Source organism: Flagellimonas sp. HMM57 (assembly GCF_021390175.1).
Lineage (GTDB): Bacteria > Bacteroidota > Bacteroidia > Flavobacteriales > Flavobacteriaceae > Flagellimonas.
In genome coordinates, this window is the sequence record NZ_CP090004.1 from 964,348 (window position 1) to 977,989 (window position 13,642).

Here is a 13,642-nt window from a genome sequence, read left to right on the forward strand (position 1 = left end):
TCTATTTATTCATGAAATTAGGTGTCAAATACGAAACGACCACTAATTTTTACCTAAAATTTTCTTGTCAAAGTGATTTCGTATGTCAAAATTACTATTTTTGTTGCATAGGCAACAATATTTTTGAATCACTCTTAAATTAAATCTACGATGTCAACTTCTACGTTACCAAAAATACACGATACCGCCAAAGATTTTATGCCCATCAATGGTACTGACTATTTGGAGCTCTATGTTAGCAATTCCAAACAAGCTGCACATTTTTACAAGACTGCTTTTGGTTTTCAATCTTTGGCCTACGCAGGATTGGAAACAGGATTAAAAGACAGGGAGAGTTATGTGGTGATACAGGATAAAATTCGCCTAGTACTGACTTCACCTTTAAAAAGCGGTACTGATATTGGAAGACATATTGACCAACATGGTGATGGCGTTAAAGTTGTTGCCTTATGGGTAGATGATGCTACTTATGCATACAATACAGCGATAGAACGTGGTGCTAAATCGTATATGGAGCCAAAAACTGAAGAGGACAGCACCGGAAAAATTGTTCGTTCTGGAATTTATACTTATGGTGAGACCGTGCACATCTTTGTGGAACGAAAAGATTATAATGGTACGTTTATGCCTGGTTTTAAAAAGTGGGAAACACCAGACTATAACCCAGTGCCAACAGGTTTAAAATATGTGGATCACATGGTTGGAAACGTAGGGTGGAATCGAATGAACGAATGGGTGAATTTCTACGAAAACGTAATGGGCTTTACACAAATCCTTTCTTTTGATGATAAAGATATCTCTACCGATTACACCGCATTAATGAGCAAGGTGATGAGCAACGGAAACGGTCGAATCAAATTTCCGATAAACGAACCTGCGGAAGGAAAGAAAAAGTCACAAGTTGAAGAATATTTGGATTTTTATGAAGGTGAAGGCGTGCAACATATTGCCGTAGCTACGGATAACATTATCCAAACCGTTAGAGATTTAAAAAGTCGTGGTGTGGAGTTCCTGAAAGTGCCCGAAACCTATTATGATGTAGTACTCGACCGTGTGGGAGAAATCGATGAGGATATAGCACCATTGAAAGAATTGGGGATTTTAGTAGATCGTGATGACGAAGGGTATCTATTGCAGATTTTTACACGACCTGTAGAACCAAGGCCCACTATGTTCTTTGAAATCATTCAGAGAAAAGGTGCACAATCATTTGGAAAAGGTAACTTTAAAGCATTGTTCGAAGCCATAGAGCGTGAGCAAGAGCTTAGAGGAACATTACATTAAAATACAAGTTCAAAGTTTCAAGTTCAAAGTTCGCAGTTTTGAACTTGATTCTTGAATTTGAACTTTAAAACAGTATTTATGCCTGTATACCATAAATTAGGGAAATATCCACAAAAGCGACATACGCAGTTCGAAAAACCAGATGGCAGCCTGTATTACGAACAATTGTTCGGCACCATTGGTTTTGACGGAATGTCATCCTTGCTGTACCATGTGCATAGACCCACCCAAATAAAGGAAATCAAAGAGTCCATTGATCTTAGCCCTAAAATAGCGGAGGCCAAGCATATTAAATCACGAAAGCTTATTGGTTTTGATGTTACTCCCAAAGATGATTTTCTAGAAGCTCGTGAACCTATGCTAGTCAACAATGATGTCCATATTGGTTTGGCAGCGCCTAAAAAATCGTTAACAGAGTATTTTTATAAAAATTCTGATGCTGATGAAATGCTTTTTATTCACAGGGGAACGGGAACGTTGAAAACGTTTTTAGGGAATATTCCTTTTGAATATGGGGATTATCTTATCATTCCAAGAGGGATGATTTACCAGATTGAATTTGATACGGAAGACAACCGCATTTTGTATGCCGAGTCTTTTCATCCTATCTACACTCCAAAAAGGTATCGCAATTGGTTTGGGCAACTTTTGGAACACTCCCCCTTCTGCGAGCGCGACTACAAACTGCCACAAGATTTACAGACACACGACGAAAAAGGCGAGTTTGTCATGAAAGTAAAGAAACAGGGCATGTTGCATCATCTGGTCTACGCAACGCATCCTTTTGATGTTGTGGGATGGGATGGCTATAATTTTCCCTACGGATTCTCAATCCATAATTTTGAACCGATTACAGGTAGGGTACACCAACCGCCACCAGTGCATCAAACTTTTGAAACGGGGGCATTTGTTATCTGTTCGTTCTGCCCAAGATTGTACGACTACCATCCAAAATCCATTCCCGCACCATACAACCATTCCAATATCGATTCCGATGAGGTATTGTATTACGTGGATGGTGATTTTATGAGCAGAACGGGAATAGGGCCAGGTTATATTTCCCTACATCCTGCGGGCATTCCGCATGGGCCGCACCCCGGAACCTACGAGGCAAGTATTGGCAAGACCAAGACCGAAGAATTGGCCGTGATGATAGATACCTTCAAACCTTTGCAGGTCACGGAAAATGCCTTAAAAATCGACGACGGAAAGTATTATAAATCTTGGTTAGAGTAAAAAACTAGAATTTAGACATTAGATTTTAGAAGTGAGATTAGTTATAATGTTTAATTTATCTCAAATCTATTTTCTCAAATCTCATAGCTATTTAAATAATGATTATAAACATACCTGAAAATTCAGATTTTTCAATTCACAATATCCCTTTTGGAATTTTTTCGACCGCAGACAGAAGCCCTCGTGCAGGGGTTGCCATAGGTGACCATATTCTGGACTTGGCGGCTGTAGCCGAGCTGGATGTATTTGATTTTAATACAGCAGTACTGGAAAAAGATACCCTTAACGATTTTATATCATTGGGAAAAGCCATTACCAAAAAAGTACGGGTCGATATTCAACACTGGTTGAAAGACGAAGCTTCCATTCTGGCAGGTAAGCCAGAGCTTTTTGTACTGCAGTCTGAAGCCAATATGCATATGCCAGTCGCGATAGGGGATTATACCGACTTTTATTCTAGTATTGAGCATGCCACTAATGTTGGGAAAATGTTCCGTGATCCCGAAAATGCGTTGTTACCCAACTGGAAGCACATTCCGGTAGGCTATCATGGAAGGGCAAGTTCGATCATAGTGAGTGGCGAACCTATTCACAGACCAAAAGGACAAGTTTTGCCAAAAGATGCTTCAACTCCGGTTTTTCAACCGTCGGCACGATTGGATTTTGAACTGGAAATGGGCTTTATTACAGGAAGGAACACCGCAATTGGAGAATCCATAGCAACAAAGGATGCTGAGGATTATATTTTTGGCATGGTATTGTTGAACGATTGGTCCGCACGCGATATTCAAAAATGGGAGTATGTTCCATTGGGACCTTTTTTAGCAAAAAACTTTGCATCACATATTTCTCCTTGGATAGTTACATTGGAAGCTTTTGAACCTTTTAGGGTATCAGGACCTCAACAAGAACCCAAAGTACTCCCCTACTTAGAATACGAAGGAAATAAAAATTACGATATACAATTGGAAGTTGGCATAACTCCAGAAGGAAGCGTAGAAAAAACGGTTTGCCGTTCCAATTTTAAATACATGTATTGGAATATGGTACAGCAGTTGGCACATCATTCGGTAAATGGCTGTAATATCAATGTCGGTGATTTATATGGTTCCGGGACGATTTCGGGCAAAGATGAAAACTCATACGGTTCTATGTTGGAACTTGCTTGGATGGGCACAAAACCCATCAAAATGAACGATGGCACGGAACGTAAATTCATTAATGACGGAGATACCGTAACCATGAGGGGGTATTCAGAAAAAGATGGTATTCGCATAGGGTTTGGAGAAGTTTCAGCTAAAATTCTTCCAGCGAAATAGATGTTTATCTTCGCATAAACTAAAGCCAAAGCAATGTCCGTTGTAAAAACCATTGACCCTAGTACAATATCCCAACCAGAATTGCATTCTTATTTGCTTAATGCCGTAGCTCCAAGGCCCATCTGTTTTGCAAGTACAATTGATTTGGAAGGCAATGTCAACTTGAGTCCCTTCAGTTTTTTTAATGTGTTCAGTTCCAATCCTCCAGTGATGATTTTCTCTCCGGCACGGAGCGGTCGGGACAATTCATTAAAGCACTCGCATCAAAATATAAAAGAAGTACCGGAAGTAGTTATTAATATTGTGGACTTTCCAATTGTTGAACAGATGTCTTTGTCCAGCACTGCCTATAAAAAAGGTGTGAACGAATTTATAAAATCTGGATTAACAGAAATTCCCAGTGAAAAAGTACGGCCACCCCGTGTTGCTGAAGCCCCGGTTTCTTTTGAGTGTACTGTTAGTCAAGTTATAGAATTGGCCGAAACGCCGGGTGCCGGAAATCTCATCTTGGCAAAAGTAGAGCTCATTCACATCAATGAAAAGCATTTAGACGAATTAGGAAAGTTAGACCCTCTCAAATTGGATTTAGTGGGTCGAATGGGCGGAAGTTGGTATACGAGAGCAAGCGGGGATTCCCTTTTTGAGATTCCAAAGCCTATTCGAAATAAAGGCATAGGTGTTGACCAACTTCCGGAAAGTATTCGAAACAGCACCGTTCTAACGGGGAACAACCTAGGTAGATTAGGGAATTTGGAAAAACTTCCTTCCTTAAAAGAAGTAGAACAAATTGGTAATGATGATGAAATACGAATGCTCGAGAAAAAACTGAATGGAAAACCAGAGAAACTAAAAAAGGAACTACACTGGTTATCAAAACAAATGCTGGAAAGCAACGAAGCGAAAAAAGCACTGGCAACGTTAATGCACGCTGAAAAAATAGGGTAATGAACAAGGGAATAGAATCCATTTTCAAATCATATCTTGAGCCAAAGGAAGTATACAAAGGCGGAAAGAACATACCGGTTTCCAATAAAAAAATCTATAAACTTTCCTCAAACGAAAACCCCTTAGGTTCTTCTCCAAAGGCAGTTACAGCGCTACAAAAGGCTGCAGAAATTGTGGATGTTTATCCCGATCAAACAGATATTCGGTTACGGGAAGCTTTGGTGAATGATTTTGATGGGCAACTGGCAGTAGACCAATTTATTTGCGGGAACAGTGGTTCTGAAATTATAGATATGCTGTTAAGGGCATTTATTAATGAAGGTGATGAAGTAATTTACTCCAATCCTTGTTTTCTTCCTTACGCTGTATTTTCTAGATGGTACGGGGCAAAACAAGTAGATGTTCCTCTTTTGGAACCAAATTATGATTTGGACATAGAAGGGATATTATCTTCCATCACTGGTAAAACCAAGGTCATATTCTTGACAAGTCCAAACAATCCAACGGGCACCTACATCCCAAAGCCGGTTCTTGAGGATTTTTTACACCGTATCCCAAAAAATATTATCGTGGTTTTTGATGAAGTCTATCGCCATTTTGCCGATGCAGAAGATTATGTGACAGCTTTACCTTATGTTAGAGAAGGACATAATGTGGTCGCCATCAATAGTTTTTCAAAAACATACGGATTGGCAGGTCAACGCATAGGATATTGTTATACAGCCGCCACTATTGCAAATTATATACGACAGATTCACAAGCCCTTTTTGCTTCCCATCACTTCCATTGAAGCAGCAATTGGTGCACTGAATGATTCTTTGTTTATTGAAAAAACAGTAAAAACCGTTCAAGAGGGTAGAAAATACCTTGCCGAAACCTTCACATCACTAGGGATTAAGTATTGGCCCACACAAGGAAATTTCTTTATTATAGACCCGTCTATTCCAGAATTTGATTTTACGGACAAACTAATGCGAGAAGGTGTTATGGTAAGACCTGTTTCACAATTTGGTGCTCCGGGTCTTGTAAGAATAACTGTCGGAACCCAAGAAGCAAATGAAGCTTTGGTAACAGCCCTTAAAAAAATATAGCTGGTATAATTTTTATATCATACAAACTACGACAGGTTCAGTTTAACTATATAAGGTTAATTTACTGTCTTGTAAAAACACCGTCAGCTCCGGTATAATTATCGGCATTAATGTCCTCACCAGCGATAATCAAAGTGTTTTCATCCTCCAAAACAACAGTAATAACCTCCTCTTCCATGTTGCTGTCCACAAAAGTCAATTGATCACCATCCAATGACCATGTCGTTGTTTCAGTCACACTTTCGCTTGGACAATCAACAGATAAACCTCCAGCACCTACGTTTATATTTTCAGCTATAAAATTCACTTTGTTTTCTGATACTGCGGTACCATCACCTCTAAAAGTGAATATCACAATGTCACAATCAGATGATTTGAAATTATCCAAAATCTGTTTCGCAAAATTAAGGTCATCATCGTTCGTGTTTTCATCAATACGCAGATCGGTAAGCACCCATGTTCCAACTAAATCAATAGCGGTATCATTCATTGCCTCGTCTTCCTTATTGTCCGTTGAACATGAAATAACTAAAAAAACTGTCAAGAAAAAGAATGCGATATTTTTTTTCATCATACCTGGTTTTGTGTTGTTCGGTTGAGCAAAGAACGAAAAAAAACCTAAAATAGTACAGTAAATACCTTAGAGGTCTTAAAGCACAAACCTATACGTTGCCTTTAATAAGAAAATATTTTGGGGTTTTTGATTAAAGATATTGTCTCCCAAACTAGACAGCAATCCTTCTGATGGATTCCCATCACGGGATACATCCTGTGACCAAACCAAGAAGATTTCCGACCCTGGAATATACTCCCATCGTATGACCAGATTGGAACGGAACTGTACAAATGAAAAATCTGGGTCATCAAAGCTAAAGTCCTCGACCCCATCCAAATTCTCATCAATGGAATACGTATCATCGGCCAATGAAACCTGATTCCCTTCGTACTGTACAAACCTATCCTCAAAACGTTCTGCTGTTGCCGCCGTAATGTGCTTAAAATTTGAATATCGACCCCTTGAAATAAATGGCTGCCCCCAATATTGAATGGTTAAATTAGGGTTTATGGTATAGTTTAAACGAAAGGACATACTAAGTGTTCGCTGTTGAATCTCTCCATTAAGATACCTTGGCGAACCATTTACATCATCAAAATTATCAATAAACTGTAGCTTATCCTGATTAATACTCAACGATGGAAATGCGGAAATACGCAGTGCATTTATAGGCTGGTACGTAAACCCTCCTTCAACAAAATAGGACCTATAGGAGTTGTCCACAGCTTTTTCCCCTCTGTGAAAAACACTGAGGGTGAATTTCTTCCTATCATCAGTACTGACACGGTTCCAAAAACTTATTTCTGGGGACAATCGTAACCGTGGACCGCCCCTAAGCGCAAAATTTGAATACTGAAAGGGCGCATAATTGAACCCAACGTTGGAAAACCAGTTGTTGGCCCAGTTTTGCCAGCTGTTGGTGTTAAAGCGCAAACTATTGTGGTTCCCCTTAAAATCCCATGTGCTCCAATGATTATAATTTATACCCACCCTTCTAAATGTACTGTCTGGTTTTAAGGTTTGATATCCAATCCAAGTATAGTGGCGAATGTCGTCGGATTGCCGTTGAAATCCAATGTCGTTGAGTTCCAGTTCTGGAGATCGCCAAGTGCCCCCTGTTTCGAACCTCCAATGGCCACTTCCAATTTTTCCAATCTGAACATTACCACCGCTACCTGATAGTGAAGTCCTTGTGGAATCTACAGCCACATGGTCTGCATCTACCCGTTGGAAAAGGTGAGTGATGGATTCTTGGGTGTTTTTGATTGCTTCCTCGCTTCCCATTACATGGCTTACTATGATATTTCCTTCAACATACCAATCCCTATTGTGCCACTGATGCTTAAAATCGATACCACCTGTGTAAGCCGATTTGTGGAGAAAATCAAGCTCCTGTGTTAAATTATCCCTATTCGTAGCGGTTAAAATTCCACCGATGTACGAATTACGGTCGTTAAAATCTTTCTGAAGCCTTCCTACAAAATAGTTAGTCAAAGGTTCGACCACCTCTTTTCTACGCGTTCCATCCTCTTGACTGATTACTGCATATCGTTTTGCGGTAACACTTTCCAAAACCCCTATTGCCAATCCGTTCTTGGTCTTACCACTAAATTTAGCAGCTCCAATGATAGGTGTATTATCTGGCTGATCTACGAATTCATTATCGTTGGTATCTGGGGACCCTTGCGGACTTCTACCTATTCGTCTTGAATAAAAAACATTATCAAACCCAAAGGTATTTCCTGCTTCCGATTCCGAAACATTAAAGTCAAAAATGTTTTTATTTTCCACGAAAAAGGGGCGTTGCTCCCTAAAGAAAATCTGAAACCCATCCAAGGCTATCGCCGAAGGGTCTGCTTCGACCTGTCCAAAATCTGGATTTACGGTTAGGTCAACGGTCAAGTCATTGGTAATCCCAATCTTTGCATCCAGACCGCCCGTTATATCACTTTCGCTTCCGTCCCTAAACGGATTTCCTTCTTCCGCTTCGTACGTTTCTGTGCTCGCTACGGTATATGGCTGTATTTCCAATTGTTTTTGAGGCTCCACGTTTTTCAATCCGTGCAATTCGCCAAATTCACTTACCCAACCTGGTTGATCTATCGGTTTTCGTTGCCAAAGTGAACGTTCCGCTTCTCTAAAGAACATTCGTGTGGATTGTAATCCCCAGACTTGTTCTTCCGCATCACCAAACTTTAACTGACTTAACGGGATTCTTATTTCAGCCGTCCAACCTTCTTCATCAATATTTGTTTTTGTATACCATATTGGGTTCCAGCTACTGTCCCAATTGTTTCCATTATTCGAAACAAATTCATCTCCTTTGACACCAGCTGCTGTAACGGTAAAAGAAAAGGCCGTACGCTTGTCATGATAACTATCAATATTGAATTCCACCCAATCTCCCTCAAAACCATCTCGCCTGGATAATCGCTTTTCAATCTTATCTGGATCTGTATCATAGCATCGCACTCCTATATATAGGTTCTTACTATCATAAACTATTTTGAACTTGGTCTGTTCGCTCGGCGGCGTATTTTCATCGGGTTGAAGTTCAATATAATCCCCTCCCCATCCAACAAGGTTCCAGGCCAAATCGTTCAGTTGACCATCTACTTCTGGGGGTGGTGATTGCCCAATGTACTTTGTAACATAAATCTTCTTGGGCACAACCTGTGTAGAATCTTGGGCATTCAAATAAATAGAAAATAAAAGTAGGGTGCAGCATATGATTAGTTTTCTCACTGTGTTGGTCTTTTGATTTGATGAGTTGCCATAAAGACCAGCATAAATCAAGATAGTTACAGTTTGCTTAAATTTAATAGTGCTTTTTAACAAAAAACAATCAAGATTGCAGTGCAATCATTTCATCAAATACAACAGAACAGAAAAAGTAAAAAATATTCCCAATCAACCATTTGTAATTCAATCTAATAATTGTACATTTGCAGCCCGTTAATCGGGATAGATTTTTAAATCAATAATATTCTAGAAGTGGATACATTAAGTTATAAGACTATTTCTGCCAACAAAGCTACCGTTAACAAAGAGTGGTTATTGGTTGATGCTGAAGGAGAAACGTTAGGAAGATTGGCGTCAAAAGTAGCAAAGTTACTTAGAGGAAAACATAAGCCGAATTTTACGCCACATGTTGATTGTGGTGATAACATCATTGTTATAAACGCAGAGAAAATAACCATGAGCGGGAACAAATGGGGAGACAAAACCTATTTGAGATATACAGGTTACCCTGGAGGACAACGCTCTACTACTGCTCAAGAATTATTGGACAAACATCCTGAAAGAATCATTGAAAAATCTGTAAAGGGTATGCTTCCAAAGAATAAATTAGGTGCTGAACTGTTTAGAAACCTAAAAGTATATGTTGGGGCAGAACACGGTCAAGAGGCACAAAAACCTAAGGCAATAAACTTAAACGACTACAAATAATGGAAGTGGTTCATAAGATTGGTAGAAGAAAAACTGCCGTTGCAAGAGTATATGTTTCTGAAGGAAAGGGAAACATAACCATCAACAAGAAAGATTTAAAAGAGTATTTTACTACAGCTACTTTACAATATAAGGTGAAGCAGCCTTTTGCACTCACTGAAACTGAAGGCAATTATGACGTTAAGGTAAATGTATATGGTGGTGGAATAACTGGTCAGGCCGAAGCTATTCGTTTGGCATTATCTAGAGTAATGTGTGAAATAGATGAAGAAAACAGAACTGTTCTTAAGCCTGAAGGATTATTGACAAGAGATCCAAGAATGGTGGAAAGAAAGAAATTCGGTCAGAAAAAAGCCCGTAAGAAATTCCAGTTCTCTAAACGTTAATTGTATGATGCTGAATTTGTTTTCAGCATCTTATTATAAAATATCCTGAATTAATAATCAAGGATAAAGTTCATTGAAAACCCTGAAAAGATTTCAGGGTTAATTTTTAACCAAGTTGTCGTTGTTCCAAAGAGCAAAAATCGACTTTTTGGAATTTAGTTTAGCATCTAAATGATTAGGGCGAACATTTTTGTGACCACCTATTCATTGCTACTACAACGGAACGTAAACTAATTACAAAAAAATGGCAAGTAACATTGAAGTCAAAGACTTATTAGAAGCAGGTGTGCATTTTGGACACCTTACAAGAAAGTGGAACCCTAACATGGCGCCCTATATCTACATGGAGCGTAACGGGATTCACGTTATCAATCTCTACAAAACAGTTGCAAAACTTGATGAAGCGAACGAAGCGCTCAAGAAAATTGCAGCATCAGGAAGAAAAATTCTTTTCGTAGCTACAAAAAAGCAAGCTAAAGATATTGTTGCTGAAAAAGTATCTAAGGTAAACATGCCTTACATCACTGAAAGATGGCCAGGTGGTATGTTGACCAATTTTGTAACGATTCGTAAAGCTGTTAAAAAAATGGCTTCTATAGATCGTATGAAAAAAGATGGTACTTTCAACACACTTTCCAAAAAAGAACGTCTACAAGTTGACCGTCTAAGAGCCAAATTGGAGAAAAACCTAGGTTCTATCTCCGAAATGACCAGACTTCCCGGAGCTATTTTCATTGTTGACACGATGAGAGAGCACATTGCTGTAAAAGAAGCTCAGAAATTGAACATTCCAATTTTTGCAATGATCGATACCAACTCTGACCCTAGACCAATCGATTACGTAATTCCTGCAAATGACGATGCCGGAAAATCCATTGAGGTTATTATGACAGAAGTTACGAAGGCTGTCGCCGAGGGATTATCCGAACGTAAAAATGATAAGCAAGAAGGAAAAGCCGCGACTAAGGAAACTCCTGCAGCTAAAGAAGAAAAAACTGCAGAAGCAAAGAAACCTGAAGTAAAACAAGAAAGTGCTCCAGTTGAGGAAACAGCCAAAAAAGAACCTGTTGCCGAAGAGAAAAGTGCTCCTGTAAAAGAAGCTAAGGAGAAACCTGTTGCTGAAAAAGAGGTCGAAGCTGAAGTAACAGAAAAGCCAGAAGCTAAAAAAGCCGAAGCTACCGAAACAGAAGATTTAACCAAAATTGAAGGTATCGGTCCCAAAGCAGCCGAAGCATTGACCAATAACGGTATTGCAACATATGCTGCACTTTCTGAAGCCGATCCGGAAAAAGTTAAAGAAATTTTGACCGAGGCAAGTTCAAGAATGGCTCATCTCGACCCTACAACATGGCCAAAACAAGCAAAAATGGCTGCTGATGGGAAGTGGGACGAATTAAAGGAATGGCAAGACAATGCTAAAGGAGGAGTTGAATAATCAAGAATGGTAATTTAACGTTCACCTAAAACAAGACACTTAAATAGTGTTTTACTTTACATAAATTTTTAAATAGAAAAGAAATGGCAAAGATTACCGCCGCTGAAGTAAATAAATTAAGGAAAGCTACCGGAGCTGGCATGATGGATTGTAAAAATGCATTAGTTGAAGCAGAAGGTGATTTTGATAAAGCAATAGAGATTCTTCGTAAAAAAGGACAGAAGATAGCTGCCAAAAGAGCAGACAGGGATTCTTCTGAAGGTGCTGCAATAGCAAAAGTCAATGCCGATAAAACTGTTGGTGTTGCCATTGTATTGGGTTGTGAAACGGATTTTGTTGGAAAAAACGAAAACTTTATTGCCTTGGCTAACGAGTTAGCAGAAAAAGCATTGGACCACGCAACAAAGGAAGAATTTTTAGCCTCTGATTTTGGTGGCATGACCGTAACGGACAAGTTAATAGAACAAACTGGTGTTATTGGTGAAAAGTTGGGTATTACCGCTTTTGAAAAATTGGAAGCTCCTTACGTTGGCAGCTATGTACACATTAATAAGATTGCTGCTTTAGTTGGTTTGTCTGCTGCTGTGGACACTGCTGATGTACTTGCAAAAGATCTTTCTATGCAGGTTGCTTCTATGGGCGCCACAACACTGTCCTATAAAGATTTTGACGCCGATTTTGTTGCCGCAGAAACGGAGGCCAGAATTGCCGTAATTGAAAAAGACAACATTGAACTTGGCCGTTTGGGAAAAACATTGAAAAATGTTCCACAATACATTTCAAGGGCACAATTGACCGATGAAGTTCTTGCTAAAGCTGAAGAAGATGCAAAAGCACAATTGAAGGCCGAAGGGAAACCAGAGCAAATTTGGGATAAAATTCTTCCAGGTAAGATGGAAAGATTTATTTCTGACAACACTACTTTGGATCAAGAACAATGTCTATTGGACCAGAATTTTATTAAAGACGAGAAAATCAATGTTGCAAAATACGTTGAATCTCACGGAGATGTTTCAGTAACAGGTTTTAAACGTGCTACTGTAGGATAAAGCATCCTAAATCGTAAAATTCAAAAATCCGGCTTTCTTGAGAAAGCCGGATTTTTTTGTTTACTGTCCAACCTTCCTTATTTTGACTTTATTAGGATATCACCATTGAAAGTTTTGAACAACATTTCGGGGCCACCACCATTTATCTTGCCCCTAACCCATTGTTCTATCTTTACTTTATAAGTACCAGAGGAATTGTTCTTATTCACCTCTGGTTTATTGGCTGAAACCTGCATATCAAAATCAGTGAAAATCTCTCCCATATCGGACTTTGCCTTAACATCTGCTTTTAAAGAACTTGGAAAGGTAATTGCCACATCGCCGTTAAGGCTACTGAACGCCATACTTGCATCTTTGGTAATACTCACAAAATCGACCTTTATATCTCCATTCACGGTATCGGTCGAAGCCGAACCACTCACACCTTTCAAGGTAATCTCACCGTTCACGTTACTGATCTCCATCTCTCCGTTCACACCTTCTACGGAAATATTACCATCGTTGACCGTAGATAATTTTAAGGAAAAGTTTTTTGGAACCTTAACCTCTAGATTTGTAACCTTGTTCCATTGCTCATTGATTACCTGCACCACATTATCTTTTTCTTCCGCACCTATGGCCAAAGAAGTATTGGAAATACGTTTCATGCCATTTTTGTTTCCGTTATCTTTATAATGCTTTTTTTCGCTTCCAAAAGAAGCTTTAATTACAACTTCCTTTCCTTCATAAGCCTCAACATGAATAGAGCCCGATATTTGGTCTATCACTAGTTTACCGGGACTATTAGGACTACTTAAAGGCACCGAAAACAAATCGATACTTTTTTCTTGGGCAGATGATATGCTTACCATCAGCAATGCGATTATTATTATTGATTTGAAGTTTCTCATG

At 39.1% G+C, this 13,642-nt stretch carries 12 protein-coding genes; 9 read left to right on the plus strand and 3 right to left on the minus strand.

The genetic code is table 11. The features are described from left to right. The first annotated feature begins 150 nt into the window (after positions 1-150). The 5 genes from hppD (at position 151) to LV716_RS04260 (ending at position 5,875) form a co-directional block, all read left to right on the plus strand. Positions 151-1,284: a 4-hydroxyphenylpyruvate dioxygenase gene (hppD, locus tag LV716_RS04240; RefSeq protein WP_163416540.1), complete on the plus strand. Its 1,134-nt coding sequence runs from the start codon at positions 151-153 to the stop codon at positions 1,282-1,284. A 78-nt stretch (positions 1,285-1,362) separates the two neighbouring features. Next, a complete protein-coding gene (locus tag LV716_RS04245) occupies positions 1,363-2,520 on the plus strand; it encodes a homogentisate 1,2-dioxygenase (protein ID WP_163416541.1) in 1,158 nt (385 codons plus the stop codon). 98 nt (positions 2,521-2,618) lie between these two features. Next, positions 2,619-3,839 (plus strand): fumarylacetoacetase, encoded by a 1,221-nt coding sequence (gene fahA, locus LV716_RS04250; protein WP_163416542.1) that lies wholly within the window; start codon positions 2,619-2,621, stop codon positions 3,837-3,839. Positions 3,840-3,872: 33 nt separating this feature from the next. Further along, positions 3,873-4,784, plus strand: coding sequence for a flavin reductase family protein (locus LV716_RS04255; RefSeq protein ID WP_163416543.1), 912 nt, complete (start codon positions 3,873-3,875; stop codon positions 4,782-4,784). Beyond that, entirely contained in the window at positions 4,784-5,875 is a 1,092-nt protein-coding gene (locus tag LV716_RS04260; protein WP_163416544.1) for a histidinol-phosphate transaminase, read from the plus strand. Before LV716_RS04255 ends, LV716_RS04260 begins: the two co-directional genes overlap by 1 nt. A gap of 61 nt (positions 5,876-5,936) precedes the next feature. On the opposite strand, the gene LV716_RS04265 is transcribed toward LV716_RS04260, so the two are convergent. Both LV716_RS04265 and LV716_RS04270 read right to left on the minus strand, forming a co-directional pair. Then, entirely contained in the window at positions 5,937-6,446 is a 510-nt protein-coding gene (locus LV716_RS04265; RefSeq protein ID WP_163416545.1) for a lipocalin family protein, read from the minus strand. A 78-nt stretch (positions 6,447-6,524) separates the two neighbouring features. Beyond that, positions 6,525-9,176 (minus strand): DUF5916 domain-containing protein, encoded by a 2,652-nt coding sequence (locus tag LV716_RS04270; protein WP_233759223.1) that lies wholly within the window; start codon positions 9,174-9,176, stop codon positions 6,525-6,527. A gap of 249 nt (positions 9,177-9,425) precedes the next feature. On the opposite strand from LV716_RS04270, the gene rplM reads away from it, so the two are divergent. The 4 genes from rplM (at position 9,426) to tsf (ending at position 12,751) form a co-directional block, all read left to right on the plus strand. Continuing rightward, entirely contained in the window at positions 9,426-9,881 is a 456-nt protein-coding gene (gene rplM / locus LV716_RS04275; RefSeq protein WP_163416546.1) for a 50S ribosomal protein L13, read from the plus strand. Next, positions 9,881-10,267, plus strand: coding sequence for a 30S ribosomal protein S9 (gene rpsI, locus LV716_RS04280; RefSeq protein ID WP_163416547.1), 387 nt, complete (start codon positions 9,881-9,883; stop codon positions 10,265-10,267). The genes rplM and rpsI overlap by 1 nt, the downstream gene beginning before the upstream one ends. 244 nt (positions 10,268-10,511) lie before the next feature. Continuing rightward, entirely contained in the window at positions 10,512-11,702 is a 1,191-nt protein-coding gene (gene rpsB, locus LV716_RS04285; RefSeq protein WP_163416548.1) for a 30S ribosomal protein S2, read from the plus strand. Positions 11,703-11,785: 83 nt separating this feature from the next. Beyond that, positions 11,786-12,751, plus strand: a complete 966-nt coding sequence (tsf, locus tag LV716_RS04290; protein ID WP_163416549.1) for a translation elongation factor Ts — start codon at positions 11,786-11,788, stop codon at positions 12,749-12,751. Between the two features lie 77 nt (positions 12,752-12,828). On the opposite strand, the gene LV716_RS04295 is transcribed toward tsf, so the two are convergent. After that, positions 12,829-13,641, minus strand: a complete 813-nt coding sequence (locus tag LV716_RS04295) for a DUF4097 family beta strand repeat-containing protein (protein WP_163416550.1) — start codon at positions 13,639-13,641, stop codon at positions 12,829-12,831. Position 13,642 lies beyond the last annotated feature (1 nt).

What these genes read in the sequence shown, in the direction of transcription:
- hppD (WP_163416540.1), top strand. Translation starts at nt 151, where the DNA reads ATGTCAACTTCTACGTTACCAAAAATACACGATACCGCCAAAGATTTT.
- LV716_RS04245 (WP_163416541.1), top strand. Translation starts at nt 1,363, where the DNA reads ATGCCTGTATACCATAAATTAGGGAAATATCCACAAAAGCGACATACG.
- fahA (WP_163416542.1), top strand. Translation starts at nt 2,619, where the DNA reads ATGATTATAAACATACCTGAAAATTCAGATTTTTCAATTCACAATATC.
- LV716_RS04255 (WP_163416543.1), top strand. Translation starts at nt 3,873, where the DNA reads ATGTCCGTTGTAAAAACCATTGACCCTAGTACAATATCCCAACCAGAA.
- LV716_RS04260 (WP_163416544.1), top strand. Translation starts at nt 4,784, where the DNA reads ATGAACAAGGGAATAGAATCCATTTTCAAATCATATCTTGAGCCAAAG.
- LV716_RS04265 (WP_163416545.1), bottom strand. Translation starts at nt 6,446, where the DNA reads ATGAAAAAAAATATCGCATTCTTTTTCTTGACAGTTTTTTTAGTTATT.
- rpsI (WP_163416547.1), top strand. Translation starts at nt 9,881, where the DNA reads ATGGAAGTGGTTCATAAGATTGGTAGAAGAAAAACTGCCGTTGCAAGA.
- rpsB (WP_163416548.1), top strand. Translation starts at nt 10,512, where the DNA reads ATGGCAAGTAACATTGAAGTCAAAGACTTATTAGAAGCAGGTGTGCAT.
- tsf (WP_163416549.1), top strand. Translation starts at nt 11,786, where the DNA reads ATGGCAAAGATTACCGCCGCTGAAGTAAATAAATTAAGGAAAGCTACC.
- LV716_RS04295 (WP_163416550.1), bottom strand. Translation starts at nt 13,641, where the DNA reads ATGAGAAACTTCAAATCAATAATAATAATCGCATTGCTGATGGTAAGC.